Genomic DNA, 18,360 nt, shown 5'->3' on the forward strand with positions numbered 1-18,360 from the left:
AGGAATTCTGCTTGCGATGTCAGAAAAACTGAAGCCTTCTTTGCACATGCATAATGTCAATCTGAATGCCCTGCGTGTCTTTGCCACCGCTGCCCGCGCTGGCAGCTTTCAGCGCGCGGCGGCAACGCTCAACATTTCCCACGGCGCGGTGTCCCAGCGGGTCAAGCAATTGGAGACCGACCTGGGCGTGACCCTGTTTCACCGCAAACCGCGGGGTGTCACACTGACCGACAAAGGTCGCACTTATTTCGAAACGGTCGACAAAGCACTGAACCAGGTGACGCAGGCGACCGCCGAGCTGCGAAAGCCGGATCGGCAGATCACCTTGCACATCGGACCGTCCTCGGCCCTGAAATGGCTGATGCCCCGGATGGAAGCGTTCAACGCAAAACATCCGGAAATTTCCCTGCGGACCGAGATTCATCAGGTCCCGCTTACCCGCGATCTGGGCGGGCAAGAGATCGCGCTCTGGCCCGCGCAAAGAGCGTTGCCCAATGCCGCGCATCATCTGCGCTGCCTGAGCGAGTTGGAAATGGTCGCGGTGTGTAGTCCTGAGGTTCGCCGCAGGGTCCACCCTGCCGAACTGCATGCGATCCTGTCCTGCACTCTGCTGCAGGATGACCACCGCCGCTGGGAACGTCTGATCGAAGAAAGCGGCCACGAAGGTCCGCACAATATCCTGAACTTCGGCAGTGCGGCGCTGGCGCTGGACGCTGCGATGCAGGGGCACGGCATTGCCATCGCCCCCTATCACATGACGGCGGCGGACCTCGCCGACGGAAAGCTTGTGTCGGTCTGGCACCCGGCAACCCCGTCGGGAGAGTTTCTTTACCTCGCCTGGTCCAGACGCCATGCCCGAGACCGACCGCTGCGCCGGACCGTGGAGTGGATCCTTGGCGAATTCGGTATTGAGCATGCGTCGGCACCGGACCAAAGCCGCCCGATTGCGCCCGCGCCCCCGTCAAATAAAGCCGAACCTGATCGGGGTCTCCGATGAAACAGCTCGCCCTTAGCTCACTTGCCGATCTGGCCGACTTGAACGTCGACACGATCATCGACGTCCGGTCGCCCGGCGAATTTGCAGAGGATCACCTGCCCGGTGCCATCAACCTGCCTGTTCTCGATAACACTGAGCGTGCCGAGGTCGGCACGATGTACAAACGCGCCTCGCCCTTCTCCGCCCGCAAGGTCGGCGGCGCGCTGGTTGCGCGCAACACCGCCGCGCATCTGACCGGACCGCTGGCGGAAAAGGAAGGCAACTGGCAACCGCTGGTCTACTGCTGGCGTGGCGGTCAGAGGTCCGGTGCCTTTGCCACGATTCTCGATCAGGTCGGCTGGCGGGTCCAGTTGCTGCAAGGTGGCTATCGCAGCTATCGGCGGCTTGTGGTTCAGACGCTCTACGATGCGCCGTTGCCACACCGGCTGGTGCTTCTTGCGGGCGGCACCGGCACCGCAAAGACGGAAATGCTGCGCCACCTGCAGGACGCGGGTGCGCAGGTGCTGGACCTCGAAGGGCTCGCGCAGCACCGCGGTTCGCTTTTCGGCGGGACCGGCACCGGTCAACCGGCGCAAAAACTGTTCGAAAGCCGCGTTGCCGCAGAGATGGGGTGTCTTGACCCGGAACGCCTGACCTGGGTGGAGGCCGAAAGCAGCAAGATCGGCGACCGGATCGTGCCGCCTGCCCTTTGGTCCGCCATGCTGGACGCGCCACGGGTCGAGATTGACGCCCCGCTGGCAGCGCGCGCCGCCTACCTCTGTGACGCCTATGCGGACCTGACCGAAGACCCGGCGCGCCTGCAAAACCAGATCGACCAGCTGCGCCCCTATCACGCGGGAACGCAGATCGAAGTCTGGAAAACCCAGGCCGAGGCAGGCGATTTCACGGCGCTCGCGGCGGGCCTGGTGGAGGCGCATTACGATCCGCGCTATCGGAAGGGCAGCCTGAGCGCCGCGACGCCACGACAGCGCCTTGCACTGGACGATCTTTCTCCCGCAACGCTGCGCGCCGCTGCCGCCCGTCTGGTCCGAGACATCACCTGACCCGCAAAACGCCCCCGCCGGATGACAATCGACCGATCATGTGCCCCTTGCACCCTTCGGCGGCAAGGGCAGATAGCGTGCTTTCCACCGCATCGGCAGGCACCGCGGCGAGCAGCCCCCCGGCGGTCTGCGGATCGAAAAGGAGCGGGTCGGCATCCCCTTCAACCGGCGCATTGGCCCGGTTTGCCGCCATCAGAGAAGAGGCAAAACCCGCATCGGACAACGCCCGCGCCCCAGCATAAAGAGGGATCGCATCCCCGCAGATCTCCGCGTCCAGCCCAGAGGCACGCGCCATTGCCGTCAGATGCCCCGCCAAGCCGAACCCGGTCACGTCTGTCATCGCGTGGGCGACGTCTGCCAGCACAGCAGCTTCCCGATGCTGGGCACGGGCCATGGTGTTCAAGGCAGCGGTCAGGTCACGTCCATCGGCCTGCCCTACCATATCTGCCGCCAGCAAGACCCCCGATCCGAGCGGCCGCGTCAGGATCAGCGCATCCCCGGGCCGGGCGCCCGACTGGGTCAACGGCATGCCCGCGCGCAGCCCGGTGACGGTGAACCCCAGCGTAAGCTCCGCCCCCATGGTGGTATGCCCGCCCACCAGTTGCGCACCGACCTCTGCCATCACTTCCTGCGTCGCGCGGGTGATCTCCTGCAGGGTGCGGGCCTGCAGATCTGCGGACATCTGCGGCAGGATGATTGTGGACAACACCACCTGGGGCACAGCCCCCATAGCCCAGACATCGCCCAGCGCATGCACCGCCGCGATGCGCGCCATTAGGAAAGGATCCTCGATAAAGCCCCTCAGATGGTCGGTGCTGACCACCTGAAATCCGCCATCCGGCCGCCGCAGGATAGCGGCATCGTCGCCAGCACCCGCCACCACATCGTCGCGCACCGGCCCCAAGCCCGACAGCGCGCCCTGCAGCACATTGCCATCCACCTTGGCACCGCACCCGCCGCAAAGCGGCTTTGCCGCCAGCGCCTCGGCAACCCCCTGGGCAAGGGGGCCGGTCACATCGGGTGGTGCCATCGGCGGCAGGTCCGCCAGCTTGTCCATGAACGTGCGGTCGATCCGATCTTTCCAGCGCCACAGCAACGGCCCTGAAGCCGCCAGGCCGAATTTCTCTGCCAACGCCGCGCGCTCTCCGAGCGAGATCAGCTTGAGATAATTCCTCTGCGGTCGAAACACCCGCCGCCGCCCCTCGCCCAGCGCCACGCGCAGGTTGTGCTGCAACACCGGCGCCGCCCGCACCGCAAAGACCCCGGCCTTGGGGCGGGGCGCATGGGTCAATTCGGCGCAATCGCCCACTGCGAAAAGCCTGTCGTCCCCCAGCACGCCAAGATCCGGCCCGACCTTGATGAAGCCGTTGTGCAGTGGCAGGTCGGTCCTGCCGATCCAGGGGTGCGGCGTGGCCCCCGCCGCCCCGACACAAAGACCTGCGGCAATCTCCACGCCCCGCGCCAGGACAACGCGATCCGCCGCGATCCGCGCCACCTCTGCCCCCGTTTCCAGGCTCACGCCCAGCTCTTTCATTGCCATCCGCAACCGTTTCCGGGCGGCTGGGCCAACGCCCGAAATATTCGGGCCCGCCTCGATCACCGTAACTCGCGGGTTGACCCCGGCCTGCCGCAGCGCATGCGCCATGGCCATGGACAATTCGCACCCCGCGACGCCGCCGCCGATCACCGCCACGTCGGGGGCGACGGCCCCCTCCTTGACGCGCGCCAGGAACGCGCGCCATCGCGCCGCGTAGATATCCAGAGGTTTGGCACCGACCGCATGCTCGGCAAAGCCGGGCAGGTCCATTTCGGCCTTGATGCCCACGTCGATGCTGCTCACATCGTACCCGACCGGCCCCCGGCCTGCGACATGCACCTGCCGCGCCGCGCGGTCGATTGCGTCGACCCGGCCCAGGATCAACCGCGCGCCTGCATGGCGGCACAACTTGGCCAGGTCGATCTCCAGATCGTCCCGTTCGTAGTGTCCGGCCACATGGCCCGGGAGCATCCCGGTGTAAGGTGCGGTGGGACCAGGGTTGACCACCGTGACCCGCACCCCCGGCAAGGGCGCCATCCCCCAGGACCGCAACACAAGCGCATGGGCATGCCCGCCCCCCACCAGGACCAGGTCGCGCGTCAGCGGCACCTGCCTCAACACCTGTACCAGCTTTCTTCTTGGGTCATAGATATTCCCGGGCGGTCTGAGGGGCAGCGCCCCTTAGAAATGGCGCGAATGCGGCGCGGCCACTCCTGTTCCTAGCAGTGCAACCCGCCCTTCGCTAATGAAAATCCCGCGATTTGGGGATCACCCGCACATCTCGCGGATGCCGCCGCCCGCCGACCTGACCGGGGATCGGATGCGTCACCTCGTCCCCGCGGGCAAAGGAAGGCGGCACCTTTTCCGCCGCCAACCCATCCAACCGCGCGGTGCGGTCTTCCAGCCGGTCCGCCACAATGTGGATCACCCGACCGTCCGTCTGAACCCGGCCATGCACCATCATCAGCCGCGCCGACATGATCACCGGGCGGAATGCCTCGAACAACTTGGGCCAGATCACCAGGTTGGCCACCCCCGCCTCGTCTTCCAACGTGATAAAGCAGACCCCCTTGGCGCTGCCCGGCTTCTGCCGCACCAGCACCAGCCCCGCCAGCGAAACCCTTTGCCCGTGCCGCATGGACGGCAATTGATCGGTGCAGGAGAACCCCTGCCGCCGCAGACTGCCCCGGAAAAAGGACATCGGATGCGCCTTCAGCGACAGCCGCAGCGTCTGGTAGTCGGCCACCACATGCTCAGCCCGAGGCATCGCCGGAAGGTTCACCACCGGCTCCGCCCCCTCGTCCCCCGCCGCCGCATGGGCAAAGATCGGCAAATCGGGCGCATCCTTCAGCCCTTGGGCCTGCCAGAGCGCCTGCCGCCGGTCCATCCCCATGGAACGCATGGCATCAGCCGCCGCAAGCCTGCGCACGGCACCCCGATCCAGCATCGCCTGTTCCTTCAGTTGTTCGACATCGGCAAAAGGCGCATCCCGCGCCGCCGCGATCCGCAGGCCCGCCTCCTCGCGCATCCCGTCGACCTGGCGAAACCCCAGCCGCAAGGCGAAACCGCCCCCGCAGGGCTCCAGCGTGCAGTCCCATTCGGAGTAGTTCACATCCACCCCCCGCACCTCGACGCCATGCTCGCGCGCATCCCGCACGATCTGCGCGGGCGCATAAAACCCCATCGGCTGCGCATTCAAAAGCGCGCAGGCAAAAGCCGCCGGATAATGGCATTTCATCCAGGACGACACATAGACCAGCTTGGCGAAACTGGCCGCGTGGCTCTCGGGGAAACCGTAATCGCCGAATCCCTTGATCTGGTCGAAACACCGCCGCGCAAAGTCTTCGTCATAGCCGCGCCCGACCATCCGGCTGACCATCTTGGCCTGCAGGGTTTCGATGGTGCCGCGCGACCGGAATGTCGCCATCGCCTTGCGCAACTCGTTCGCCTCTTTCGCCGTGAACTGCGCCGCATCAATGGCGATCTTCATCGCCTGCTCCTGAAAGATCGGCACCCCCAGCGTACGCCCGAGGATCTTGAGAAGCTCATCCTGCGGATATTGCGGCCCTGGTGCCGGATAGCTGACCCCTTCGATCCCCTGCCGCCGCCGCAGAAAAGGATGCACCATATCGCCCTGGATCGGTCCCGGTCGCACGATCGCCACTTCGATCACCAGATCATAGAACGTGCGCGGGCGAAGCTTGGGCAGCATCGCCATCTGCGCCCGGCTCTCCACCTGAAACACACCAAGGCTGTCCCCCGCGCAGAGCATGTCATAGGTTGCCGGGTCCTCTGACGGGATGCTGGCCAGATCGTGATCGACCCCGTAATGCGCACGCAACAGGTCAAAGCATTTGGCAATGCAGGTCAGCATCCCCAGCGCCAGAATATCGACCTTGAAAATCCCCAGCGCGTCGATGTCGTCCTTGTCCCACTCGATAAAGGACCGGTCCGGCATCGCACCATTGCCGATCGGCACCATCTCGGTCAGGGGCCGCTCTGTCAGGATGAAGCCGCCCACATGCTGGCTCAGATGTCGTGGCATGCCGGTCATCTCTCGCGCCAGGGCGATCACCCTGCGCAGATAGGGGTCCGACAGGTCCAGCCCCGCCTCCTTGACCCGGCCTTCGGCCATCTCGGCCTCGAAACTGCCCCAGACAGTACCCGCCAACCGTGCCGTCACGTCCTCGCTCAGCCCCATCGCCTTGCCGACCTCGCGGATGGCCGAGCGGGGGCGGTAGTGGATGACGGTTGCACAAAGCCCGGCCCGGTCGCGCCCGTACTTGGCATACATGTACTGGATCACCTCCTCGCGCCGCTCGTGTTCGAAATCCACGTCGATGTCGGGCGGCTCGTCACGCTCTTCGCTCAGGAAACGCTCGAACAGCACGTCATGCTCCTCGGGGTCCACTGCCGTGATCCCCAGACAGAAGCACACCGCCGAATTCGCCGCCGACCCGCGCCCCTGGCACAGGATCGGCGGCTGTGCCTCCTCGCGGGCAAAACGAACGATGTCGTTGATGGTCAGGAAATAACGGGCGATCTTCTTGGACCGGATCAGCGCGAACTCCTTCTCGATCACCGCCCGGATGCGCGGCGACACCCCATCGGGATAGCGCCGCGCGGCCCCTTCCCAGGTCAGCTTTTCCAGCGCCTCCTGCGCGGTCATCCCCGGCACCTCGATCTCGTGGGGATATTCATACTTCAGGTCATCCAGCGAAAAGCTGCAGGCATCCGCCACCGCCCGCGTGGCGCGGATCGCCTCGGGCCAGGCCGCGAAGAGACGGCACATCTCTCCCGGCGATTTCAGGTGCCGCTCCGCATTGGGTTCCAGCGCGAACCCGGCGTTGTCGATGGTGGTACCCTCGCGGATGCAGGTCATCACATCCTGAAGAGGCCGCCGCTGCGGCGCATGATAAAGCACGTCGTTGGTCGCCAGAAGCCCCAGCCCGTGCGCCCGCGCGATGTCATCCAGCCGCCCGATGCGCGCCACATCGTCACCACGATAAAGATAGGCCGCCCCCACGTACCGCATGCCCGGCAGCGCCCGCACCAGCCGCACCAGCCCCGCCTCGAAAAGCTCCAGCCGTTCGGGCGGCATCACGATCAACTCCAGCCCTTCGGCATGGGCGGCCAGCATCTCCAGCGTCAGGTGGGTCTCACCCTTTTGCTGCCAGCCGCCCGCCACATCCGCCATCTTGCCCTTGCTCAACAGGGTGGAAAGCCGGGCATAAGCCGCACGGTCGCGCGGATAGGCCAGCAGATGGGTGCCGCACATCAGCACCAGCCGTGCTCCGATCAGCGGACGTATCATGGCCTTCTTCGCTTCGGTATGGACCCGGACAACTCCGGCCAGCGTGTTGTGGTCGGCCACGCCCATCGCATCATAGCCCAGCAGATTGGCTGTCGCGGTCAGATCCACCGCATCCGACGCCGCCCGCAAAAAGGAAAAGCAGCTCGCCAGCCCCAGCTCCACGAAAGGTGCGGGATCATGCCGGCGGAATGGCTCCTCCGTCTCCAGCGTGCGCCGCTTGTGCCCGTCCTGCTGTGGCATTCACGCGCCCCGGGCCGGGCAAAGGTGCTGCCCCGCCCTCTCTTTTCGGGTATAGATACGCCCATGCAGGCATCCGCCGCTGGCGCACCGGAAAAAGCAGGGCGCCAGCGACGGGATGGCGGGTGGGGCGCCGCGGCACGCGCGCGTCACCCCCATCACGCAAAAATTCCCTGCAGAAACCACTGCGGATCGCCACCACGCCCATCTCCGAGGATCCCCTGGCGAAACAGCCAGAAGCGCCGCCCATCCGTTACCTCGACCTTGTAGTAATCCCGCAACCGCGTGCCGGGCCGGTCTCGCCACCATTCCGGTGCGATCCGTTCCGGCCCCTCGTGCCGCGCGGTCAGATAGGCCACCCGCCGCCATCGGAACCGCGCGGGCGGCCCCTCGGGAACGGCATAGAGCACCACGATCTCCTCTGGCGGGATCAGGATCCGCAGGGGCCGCGCGCGTGTCATCGCCGGAGGGTCGCACACCGCCGCCCCCAGCGCAGGCACCTGCGTCTCCACCCGTTCGGGCAGATGGCTTTCGCGCCAGTCGGACCAGGTGACCTTGCCCGGCCCCAGTCTGGCCGTCAGCCTGTCCAGCAGCGCCGCCACGTCACGGGCCGCATCGCGCTTGCCGTCCAGCGTATCCTGATGCAGCGCGAGCGGTTCCACCGCCAGCGCCTCCAGTGTCAGCAGGTCGAAACCGAAACCGGGGTCGATCCCTTCCGTCTTGCCGCTCAGCAGCCGCAACAGATGCGCCGGATCGCGGCTGGCCTGCGCCAGTGCCACGTCGCGGCTGCGCCATTCGCCATCCACACGGTAGATCGTCAGCCGCAGCCGCCGTGCGCCGCGTTCTGCCCGCGCCAGCTGCGCAGAGAGGTCCGACGCCAGCGCCTCCAGATGTGGCACCGGGTCGATCACCGGTTCGGCCAACCGCGCCCGCGCCAGCCAGCGCGGGGTCTCCGCCGGGGCGTTCAGCGGATCGCTTTGCCGCCCCAGCGCGCGGTCCAGCAGCACCAGCGGGTTGAGGTCCGCGGCCAGCCGGTCGAACCGCCGCATCAGCGCCACCCGTGGCACCTGCATCAGTGCGCCCAGCGTCTTCAACCCCAGCCGCCCCAGCAACCGAACCGTGTCTTCTTGCAGTCGCAGGGCCGCCACCGGCAGGGGGGCCAGCGCCACCTCCAGATCGTCCGGCCCGCAGATCACCTGCCCCGCCCCATGACGGGCCAGCATCCGGGCAGCGCCCCGCGTCGGCGCCAGGGCCAGCCGCGCCGACAGCCCCTGCATGCGAAACCGCACGCTTATGTCGCGCAGCAGCGCCGCCTCTCCGCCAAACAGATGCGCGGCCCCGGTCACATCCAGTACGATCCCGGAGTGGCCATCGCGCACCGTCCAGGGGCACCAGCGCCGCGCCCATTGCGCCACCCGGTCCAGCAGCGCCACGTCGCCCTGCGGATCGGCCCGCTCCACGTGCAGGTCCGGATGTATTGCCTGTACGTCCACCACCCGCGCGCCCGACGCGATGTCCCGCTGCGCGGCACTCGCGTTCACCGCATGAATGACCGGCCCGTGGCTGCCCTGAGTGGCCAGCACAACCGGCACCTCATCCCCCGGCAGAGTACGCTGCTGCGCCGCGATCCTGCGCCAGCGGTCCATCGCCAGATCTGGAAACCAGACGGAGACGATCCTTGCCCCTTGCGGCCCGGGCGTCACAAGACGCCTCCCACACCCCCGGTGCCCGGCCGCGCGCGCGAAACAGCTCCGCCTCCCACAGGGGCGTGCCCGGAGCATGTCGGTTCCACGGGTTCCGCGCAGACGGCAACGAGCGCAGGCGCCAACGTTCGCGCGCCGCCGACAGCGCCCCGTGATCGCCCGACCGGATCAGCCAGATCGGCACGCCCGAAGCTTCGGCCCGCAAGGCCAGGCGCTTGGTCGCGGTAAAGCTCAACACTTCGGGCGCGCCGTGAATCTCGCCCACCACGGCGGAAAGGCCCGCGCATCCCGCCGCTTCTTCCATCGTCCAAAGAACATCGCGCGGATGGCTGACGTCGACCCGCAGAATTGGTGCCCGCACCCCCAACCCGCGCAGGGCGGGGCCGTAAAGCTGCCCGTTCTCGCGCCGTGACATCCGGTCGCTGACCCAAAGCACCGGCTCCGCACTGTCGGGCAGCGCCGCCAGCACGAACCCCGTCACCGCCGCGTCGAAAGGCCCGCCCGCAAGCACGTCGCGCAACACCGGGGCATCCGCAGCACCCGGCTGGCCGGGAGACGCGACAGGCTGAACCAGATGTTTGTCCGACAGGGCAATCACCTGCCCAAGAGGAGAATCGGGTGGCATACATTCCTCCATTGTTCATGTTTTGTTCTAATTGAAAAGACATCAAAATGCCAACGGACTTTCTGCGGCAGGACCGGAAAAACATAGTAAAGAACACCATCCATCAGCTGCACATCTCTCCCTGCGGCGGTCTGCACCCAACAGATGTGCTACTTGGAGACGCCTTAAGGGCGATGTTCCAGCATCGCCCGCGAATGGACGATCAGCTTGTCCAGGATCGCATCGAAGGCTCCGACCTCCTCTACCGTCAGAGGGGCGAGCACCTTTTCGTTCCGTTCCAGCACATGTGTCATGACGCGGCCATACAGCGTCGTGCCCTTTGCGGTCAGTTTCAGCGCCACCGCACGCCCATCATTGGGGTCCGTTGTATCGACGATGAGCCGCGCAGCGGTCAACTGCTTGATCACCCTGCTCAACTGGCTCTTGTCCATCAGCAAAATCTCGGCGACATCGCCGGCCCGTGTGGGTTGATGGGCCCGGATCACAGCCAGCACACGCCAGCTTGCGATGCTCAGGTCGAACATTGAGTCCGCCCATTGGCTCGCCGAACGGTCCTGAATGACGCAGAGTGTGTGCAGCTTGAACGTGATGACATCCTCAATCCCGTCCGCGACGGGATGCTTGCCGCGCCGGTTATCGGACGCGCCCGAAGTGTCAAATTCGTCTGGCATTGCCTGCCTCCGTCATCAATGGCAAGGACTTAATTGACAAAATCCAATAAGCTCAAGTCGAAACTGCATCCGCATCGACCTTTTTTACAGGGAAGAAGCCCATGTACAAACGTCCCCGAACCCCCTAAGGCCTGCCCATCCCCTTCAGGTGCCACCGTGCGATGCACAGCGACCTCATCAACAGGACAACCTCCCCCGTGATCCAGACCATCGCAGACGCCCTTGCCGCCCAAGGCTACGACACCCTTACCCCCGTCCAGGAGGCCGTCACCGACCCTGCGCTGGAAGAGGCGGACCTGCTGGTCTCGGCTCAGACCGGGTCGGGCAAGACGGTGGGCTTCGGGCTTGCCATCGCCCCCACCCTGCTGGGCGATCAGCCGCGCTTCGGTCCCGCCGGAACGCCGCTGGCGCTGGTCATCGCACCCACCCGCGAACTGGCGATGCAGGTCTCGCGGGAACTGGGCTGGCTATACGGTCAGGCGGGCGCCGTTGTGACCACCTGCGTGGGCGGCATGGACCAGCGCACCGAACGCCGCGCGCTGGACCGTGGCGCGCATGTGGTGGTGGCCACACCCGGGCGCCTGTGCGACCATATCAAGCGCGGCAATATCGACCTGTCCACCCTGCGCGCCGTGGTGCTGGACGAAGCCGATGAAATGCTTGACCTCGGTTTCCGCGAAGAGCTGGAATTCATCCTCTCCGAAGCCCCGGAAGATCGGCGCACGCTGATGTTCTCGGCCACTGTTCCCGCCGCCATCGCCAAACTGGCGCAATCCTATCAGAAGGACGCCCAGCGCGTCGCGACCACCGGCGAGGCGCGCCAGCACAGCGACATCGAATACCGCGCGCTGAACGTGCACCCCCGCGATACCGAGAACGCCATCATCAACGTGCTGCGGTTCTACGAGGCCAAGAATGCCATCGTGTTCTGCAACACCCGTGCCGCCGTTGCGCGGCTGACCACGAAATTCACCAACCGCGGGTTTTCCGTCGTGGCCCTGTCGGGTGAGCTGACGCAATCGGAACGCACCAATGCGCTGCAGGCCCTGCGCGACGGGCGCGCGCGCGTCTGCATTGCCACCGATGTGGCCGCACGGGGCATCGACCTGCCAAACCTCGAACTGGTGATCCACGCGGACCTGCCCAGCAACGCCGATACGCTGCTGCACCGTTCTGGCCGTACGGGGCGTGCGGGACGCAAGGGCGTCTCTGCCCTGATCGTGCCGCCCAAGATGAAGACCAAGGCCAACCGCCTGCTGGGCTGGGCCAAGCTCAAGGCCGAATGGGCCGCCGCCCCCTCAGCCGAAGAAGTTAATGCCGCGGACGAGGCGCGGCTGCTGTCGGATCCGGCGTGGGAAGCGCCCGTGCCCGAAGACGCAGCCGATTTCGTTGCCAGCCTGGTCGAAAAATACAGTGCCGAACAACTGGCTACCGCTTTCGTGAACCTCTACCGCGCCCGGGCCTCCGCGCCCGAGGATCTGGCCGATCCCGGATCGAAGGACGACAGCAAGCGCCCGGCCTTCGGACCCTCCGTCTGGTTCTCCGTCAGTCAGGGCCGCAACGACGGGGCCGAACCCCGCACGCTGCTGCCGATGCTGTGCCGCGCGGGCGATTTGACCAAGGATGACATCGGCGCGATCCGCGTACAGGCCAGCCACAGCTTCGTGGAAATTCTTGCAAGCTCCGCGCCCAAGTTCCTCAATGCCCTCGGTCCCGACCGCACCGCAGAGGAAGGCGCGGTGGTCACTCAGTTGGACAAGGCGCCGGACCTGCCCAAGGGCGGACCCGCTTCGCGCGCGCCACGCGGCCCGAAACCCGGTGGCCCGAAGCCGCAGCGCAAACCCGCCTATGATCCCGACGCGCCATCACGCCCCCGCGAAACGCGTGCGCCCCGCGATGCAGCGACCGTGACAGAGACACCTGCGGAAAAGCCAAAATTCGACAAACCGAAGTTTGATAAACCAAAGACCGACAGGCCGAAATTCGACAAGCCCAAAGCGCCCAAGGGCGAACGCCCGCCAAAGTCGCACAAGACGGACCGCAGCCCGATGAAGCCCGGCGCCACGCCCAAGCCGAAATCCGGCCCCAAGGGCGAAGCCCCGGCGAAACCCAGGGCCAAGGCGGTCTGGAAAAAGGACGCGGCCCCCTCCGCAACGACGGGCAAGCCCAAGGGCAAGGTAACGCGCCCCCGTGACGCGGGCGCCGCCCCGGCAGAGTCGACCTACAAACGCGCCTCCGATCCTTCAAAGCGTTTCACGCCACCGAACAAGATCGGCAAGCAGGACGGCAAGCCCGCCGCCCGCGGCAAAACTTCCGGACGACCCAAGGGAGGCAACGCCGTTCCGCGCCGGGGCAAAAGCGCAAAGTAACGCCGCCCCGTGGCGGCATGCGCCCTATCCCTGCAAAATCGGATGGTTCACGAAGCCCGTTACCTCGCCTCGGAGTGAATGAACGCCCTCTCTGCCGATTTGGCAGCACTCCCTGTCGAGATGGCGCCGCAGCCGCGGACCAGGGCAACCGACCGGACCAATGCTGCCGGTATCGTGCCCCGGATCAGCCCTTTCCCTTCCACGGGACAAGGAACCGCTCCGCCGCCCGCATCAGCATGTCGATGCCAAAGCCGATGACGCCGATCAGGATGATCCCCATGATCACGATATCGGTGTTCTGGAACTTGGACGCGGTCATGATCATCATGCCTGCCCCCTGTTCGGCTGCGACCAGTTCCGCCGCCACAACCGTGCCCCAGCACACGCCCATGGCGACGCGCGCGCCGGTGAAAATCTCGGGCAGCGAGTTTGGAATGATCACATAGCGCATGATCTGCCACTTGCTGGCCCCCAGTGAATAGGCGGCGTGAACCTTGGAAATCTTGACGCCCGACACGCCCGAGCGTGCCGCGATCGCCATGATCCACAGGGCCGCGAGGAACAGCAGGATGATCTTGCCCGCCTCACCGATCCCGGCCCAGATGATGACCAGCGGGATCAGGGCCAGCGGCGGCACGGGGCGCATGAACTCGACAATCGGGTCGAACCAACCCCGAAACCAGTTGCTCAGCCCCATCGCATATCCCAGCGGAATTCCCACGAGGGCGCCCAGAAGGAACCCCACGACCACCCGGAACAGCGAATAACCCAGATGTTCCAGCAAAGTGAAATTACGGAAACCCTCGTCCATGATCTGTAGCGTCCGTGTCCAGACCTCTTCCGGCGCGGGCAGATACAGCGGTTCCATCTGCCAGCCGCGGGAGGGCTGGAAGTTCGGCGTGCCCTTGTCCGACAGCGTCACCGATCCGTTCGCCGTCCGGACCGTGCCGCCAGGGGCGATTTCCTTGCCGTCGATGGCGATCACCTGGGCACCGTCGCTCTTGCCGATCTCGTCGTTCGCGTCGACCCGGATCAGCCCGCTGCGCCATTGCGTGATGGTCACCGAATCGTTCTTGGCAAAGCCGTCGCCCGGCTCGACCTCGGCCTCTTCCGCAGGCGCGCCACGCGGGTGGACCACCACTGTCACGGTGGCATCGTCCGTCCCTTGTCCGGGGGCCTGCGCGGTGTAGGTAAAGGTCGTGGTGCCCGCGAAAGGTCCGGGCGCGTGCAGAAGCGATGGCAACAGGCTCGACCCGGTAAAAACGCCCCACATCACAAAGATCGTCAGCACCGACAGGACACCGGCGATGCGGTTCGGCCGCACGGCACTTTCGTCGCCGAACTTCACGGTCTTGAGCGAGGTATAATCGCGCGTCGCCTTGTGCAGCACCTTGGTCACGACAAAGGCGCTTACAACGAAAATGGCGATGTAGATCAGCAGAAAGAAGAAACCGGTCATGCCGCGTCCTCCTTTGTGCCCATGATCTCTTCCTCCATATCCCAGATCATGTTGAGGATTTCTTCCCGCCGGGGGCCGAACTCTTCGTGTTTCTTGACCTCCCTCAGGTCGGCGTTCACGCCCAGCTCCGCAAAGGGCAGGCGATATTCCTTGTGGATGCGGCCGGGCCGCGGGGCCATGACGATCAGCCGCTCGCCCAGCAACAGCGCCTCTTCGACCGAGTGGGTGATCAGGATGATCGTCTTGCCTGTCTCCTTCCACAGCTTCAGAACGAGGCTTTGCATCTTTTCCCGTGTCAGCGCGTCCAGCGCGCCCAGCGGCTCGTCCATGAGGATCACATCCGGATCGTTGGCCAGACACCGTGCCAGCGCGACGCGCTGCTGCATCCCGCCCGAGAGTTCGTAGACCGCCTTTTCCTTGAAGTCCTTCAGGCCGACCACATCCAATAGATGATTCACGGTCTCGGCCTTTTCCTTCTTGGGCATCCCCTTCATCGAGGGGCCGAACCCGACATTTTCACGCACCGACATCCACTCGAACAAAGCGCCCTGCTGGAACACCATCCCACGTTCCGCGTCGGGCCCGGTGATCTGGTGTCCGTTCAGCGTCATCCTGCCGCCCGTCGGTGCCAGGAAGCCGGCCACGATGTTCAAAAGCGTGGTCTTGCCGCACCCCGAGGGGCCAAGCACGCTCAGCAGTTCACCCTCCTTGAGATTAAGCGACACGTCCTGCAGCGCCTGCACATGACCGCCGTCGGGCAGGTCAAATCGCATGGAAAGATTTTCGATGGAGAGTCCGCTCATGGTATCGGCCTTCTGCCCCGATAGAGGCAATGGGGCGGGTCGGACCCGCCTCAGTTTTGTCAGGATAGGATAAAGTGGTGCGGGGTAGGAAAGTGCCGACGCGGTACGGATGCCCGCGTCGGCCTCAGCGGATCAGGAGCCGCTGTTCATCATCTCTTGCGCCGCTTCCAGCGGGCCGGTGTTCACTGCACCTTCGTAGCTGTCCAGCGCAGAGTCGATCGACCCGGCCTCGACAAAGACCTCGGCAACGCCCTTCATGAAGGTTGCCGCATTGCCACCCAGCCAACGCTCGGAAAGCTGCTCTTCCACGGTGGGGAACTTGAAGGTCGAGATCGCAGCACGGGCTGCTTCAAGGTCCATGCCGGATTGCTCTGCGATCTGGGCCAGCATCTCGTCGCTGGGGTCCGCGGCCCACTGCGCGTTGGCCTCTGCGGTGACCTGCAGGAATTTCGCCAACTCTTCGCCGTTCTCGGCGGCATAGGACGCGGGCACCGAAGTCACGTCGAACACCAGAATCCCCAGCTCTTCTTTTTCGTCGCCTGTCAGCAGGACGTTGCCGTATTCCTTCATGCGGGTCAGACCGCCGCCGTAGCCGCAGGCGAAATCAACGGCACCCTGGCTCAGCGCGGCGGCACCTTCCGGCGGCGCCATGTCGACGATCTGCAGGCTGTCGAGCGGAACGCCGAAATGGTCCATCTGGCGCAGGAAGCCGTAATGCGCCGCCGTGCCGAGCGGCACCGCAACCTTCTTGCCTTCGAGTTCCGACGCGCTGTTCTTGTCGATCTCCAGATCGGCCTTCACCACGCAGTTGTCGTTGTCCGAATAGGACACCGCCACATCGACCACTTGAATATCCTGACCGCCCGATGCCGCGACCACGAAAGGGGGCACGCCCTGGCTGACGGAAATCTGCACATCGCCCGAAGCCATGGCGGCGGACATTGCGGTGCCGGTCTCGAACGAAACCCAGTTGATTGTTTTGCCCAGTGCTTCCTCGTAGGCACCCGATGCCTTGGCCGCCAGCATCGGCATCGGCCACTCAAGGAAATAGGCCACCGTGATCTCGCCTGAATGCGCATCGGCAAGAGCTGCCTGACCGGTCATCGCCATCACGGCGGCGGCAACAAAGCGGGTTGTGGTCTTATGGATCATTGTAGTCTCCCTTTGATATTTACGGCGGACATTGGCTGCCCGTCATTGGATTGTCCGGTCTGATTTTCAGTTCCAAATTGGGCGCCATCCAGCGGAAAAAAGCAAGAGATGCAAATATTAAAGAAGAATCTTCACTTGTTTTTCCACCTGTTCCAGCCGCTACGCCGCTTCGGCTGATCGTTGTTTGAGCAAGGCACGACAAAGAATTCACCAAAGCCGATTTCGCTATTTCGCCTCTTGAAAACCGTCACATCCTGGCCCGCGATCCTGTGTGCGATCGCGACACGAACAAAGGTCCAACCTCCGGGGGTGCATAAGTCCAGTTTGCGGCGGGTCGGCACGTATCGCGCGCCACCGATCGCCATCGTTGATATTGCGGACATTAGACAGGCCCAGCTTCTGGAGGTACCAATGGTGTTGATCTGGCCCTACTTGATTCTGGAAGTAACCTGCAAAGAGGGGGTCAGACGGGGCGCAGGCTGCCCCGAATTCACTCCGCTCTCCCAGCGACGAAAGGTCTGATCATGGACGGCAATTTCAACGAAAACGATATCTCCCGCGTTGTCGAAGCGGACCGCGCGCACATCTGGCACCACCTGAGCCAGCACAAGCCCTACGAGACCACCGATCCCCGCATCATTGTCGAAGGCAAGGGCATGCGCGTCTGGGATCAGAAGGGCAAGGAACACATCGACGCCGTTTCGGGTGGGGTCTGGACCGTGAACGTGGGCTATGGCCGCGAACGCATCGCAAACGCAGTCCGCGACCAGCTGATCAAGCTCAACTACTTCGCAGGCTCTGCTGGCTCCATCCCCGGTTCCAACTTCGCCGAGATGCTCATCGACAAGATGCCGGGCATGAGCCGCGTCTATTATTGCAACTCGGGGTCCGAAGCGAACGAGAAGGGCTTCAAGATGGTGCGCCAGATCGCGCACAAGCGTTATGGCGGCAAGAAGCACAAGATCCTCTACCGCGACCGGGACTATCACGGGACCACGATTGGCGCGTTGTCGGCGGGCGGTCAGGACGAACGCAACGCGCAGTACGGCCCCTTCACCCCCGGTTTTGTCCGCGTGCCGCATTGCCTGGAATACCGCAGCTTCGAGCAGGACGGCGCACCGCAGGAAAACTATGGCGTCTGGGCCGCCGACCAGATCGAAAAGGTGATCCTCGCCGAAGGCCCCGACACGGTTGGCGCGCTTTGCCTTGAACCCGTGACTGCGGGCGGCGGCGTGATCACGCCCCCGGACGGCTATTGGGAACGCGTGCAGGAGATCTGCAAGAAATACGACATCCTACTGCATATCGACGAAGTCGTCTGCGGCGTGGGCCGTACCGGCACCTGGTTCGGCTATCAGCACTACGGCATCCAGCCGGACATGGTGACAATGGCCAAGGGGGTCGCATCCGGCTATGCCGCCATCGCCTGCCTTGTCACCACCGAAGAAGTCTTCGACATGTTCAAGGATGATGCCGCCGATCCGCTGAACTACTTCCGCGATATCTCCACCTTTGGCGGCTGCACCGCGGGGCCGACCGCGGGCATCGAGAACATGAAGATCATCGAGGACGAGAACCTGCTGCAGAACACCACCGACATGGGCCACTACATGCTGGACCAGCTGCAGGCGCTGGCCGACAAACACGCGGTGATCGGTCAGGTGCGCGGCAAGGGCTTGTTCCTGGGCGCGGAACTGGTCACTGATCGCGGCACCCGCGAACCGGTCGCTGAAAAGCTGGTGCAGCAGGTCGTGGGTGACTGCATGGGTCAGGGCGTCATTATCGGTGCGACCAACCGCTCTCTGCCCGGCAAGAACAACACGCTGTGTTTCTCGCCTGCGCTGATCGCGAGGAAGGACGACATCGACCAGATCGTCGAAGCAGTTGACGGGGCGCTGGGTCGCGTTTTTGCCTGACCGGAACGGCGCGTCGGCGCCTTACCGCCAATAT

General features: G+C 64.7%; 12 protein-coding genes. 4 read left to right on the forward strand and 8 right to left on the reverse strand.

The window, feature by feature from the left end:
• The first annotated feature begins 46 nt into the window (after positions 1-46).
• Positions 47-997: a LysR substrate-binding domain-containing protein gene (locus tag FIU94_RS03510; RefSeq protein ID WP_172975839.1), complete on the forward strand. Its 951-nt coding sequence runs from the start codon at positions 47-49 to the stop codon at positions 995-997.
• Positions 994-2,040, forward strand: coding sequence for a tRNA 2-selenouridine(34) synthase MnmH (mnmH, locus tag FIU94_RS03515; protein WP_152464459.1), 1,047 nt, complete (start codon positions 994-996; stop codon positions 2,038-2,040). The genes FIU94_RS03510 and mnmH overlap by 4 nt, the downstream gene beginning before the upstream one ends.
• Here the strand turns inward: mnmH and selD are convergent.
• The 5 genes from selD to FIU94_RS03540 all read right to left on the reverse strand — a co-directional run bounded on the left by selD (position 2,033) and on the right by FIU94_RS03540 (position 10,627).
• Positions 2,033-4,186 carry a selenide, water dikinase SelD gene (gene selD / locus FIU94_RS03520; RefSeq protein ID WP_254702606.1) on the reverse strand — a complete coding sequence of 718 codons (2,154 nt, stop codon included), beginning with the start codon at positions 4,184-4,186 and terminating at the stop codon, positions 2,033-2,035. The genes mnmH and selD overlap by 8 nt on opposite strands.
• Before the next feature lie 133 nt (positions 4,187-4,319).
• Positions 4,320-7,631, reverse strand: a complete 3,312-nt coding sequence (locus FIU94_RS03525; protein WP_152464461.1) for an error-prone DNA polymerase — start codon at positions 7,629-7,631, stop codon at positions 4,320-4,322.
• Between the two features lie 155 nt (positions 7,632-7,786).
• Positions 7,787-9,274 carry a DNA polymerase Y family protein gene (locus FIU94_RS03530; RefSeq protein WP_152464462.1) on the reverse strand — a complete coding sequence of 496 codons (1,488 nt, stop codon included), beginning with the start codon at positions 9,272-9,274 and terminating at the stop codon, positions 7,787-7,789.
• On the reverse strand, positions 9,222-9,956 hold the full coding sequence (locus FIU94_RS03535; RefSeq protein WP_152464463.1) for an ImuA family protein: 735 nt from the start codon (positions 9,954-9,956) through the stop codon (positions 9,222-9,224). Before FIU94_RS03535 ends, FIU94_RS03530 begins: the two co-directional genes overlap by 53 nt.
• Positions 9,957-10,120: 164 nt before the next feature.
• Complete coding sequence (locus FIU94_RS03540) at positions 10,121-10,627, reverse strand: MarR family winged helix-turn-helix transcriptional regulator (protein WP_152464464.1); 507 nt, start codon at positions 10,625-10,627, stop codon at positions 10,121-10,123.
• 161 nt (positions 10,628-10,788) lie between these two features.
• Between FIU94_RS03540 and FIU94_RS03545 the strand changes: the two genes are divergently transcribed.
• Positions 10,789-12,996 (forward strand): DEAD/DEAH box helicase, encoded by a 2,208-nt coding sequence (locus FIU94_RS03545; RefSeq protein WP_254702607.1) that lies wholly within the window; start codon positions 10,789-10,791, stop codon positions 12,994-12,996.
• Positions 12,997-13,180: 184 nt separating this feature from the next.
• On the opposite strand, the gene FIU94_RS03550 is transcribed toward FIU94_RS03545, so the two are convergent.
• The 3 genes from FIU94_RS03550 to FIU94_RS03560 form a co-directional block, all read right to left on the reverse strand.
• Positions 13,181-14,455, reverse strand: a complete 1,275-nt coding sequence (locus tag FIU94_RS03550) for an ABC transporter permease (protein WP_152464465.1) — start codon at positions 14,453-14,455, stop codon at positions 13,181-13,183.
• Positions 14,452-15,258, reverse strand: coding sequence for a taurine ABC transporter ATP-binding protein (locus FIU94_RS03555; RefSeq protein ID WP_152464466.1), 807 nt, complete (start codon positions 15,256-15,258; stop codon positions 14,452-14,454). Before FIU94_RS03555 ends, FIU94_RS03550 begins: the two co-directional genes overlap by 4 nt.
• A gap of 132 nt (positions 15,259-15,390) precedes the next feature.
• On the reverse strand, positions 15,391-16,410 hold the full coding sequence (locus FIU94_RS03560; RefSeq protein ID WP_152464467.1) for an ABC transporter substrate-binding protein: 1,020 nt from the start codon (positions 16,408-16,410) through the stop codon (positions 15,391-15,393).
• 524 nt (positions 16,411-16,934) lie between these two features.
• Here FIU94_RS03560 and FIU94_RS03565 point away from each other — a divergent pair.
• A complete protein-coding gene (locus FIU94_RS03565; protein ID WP_152464468.1) occupies positions 16,935-18,326 on the forward strand; it encodes an aspartate aminotransferase family protein in 1,392 nt (463 codons plus the stop codon).
• Positions 18,327-18,360: the final 34 nt, after the last annotated feature.

Source organism: Sulfitobacter sp. THAF37 (genome assembly GCF_009363555.1).
Classification (GTDB): domain Bacteria; phylum Pseudomonadota; class Alphaproteobacteria; order Rhodobacterales; family Rhodobacteraceae; genus Sulfitobacter.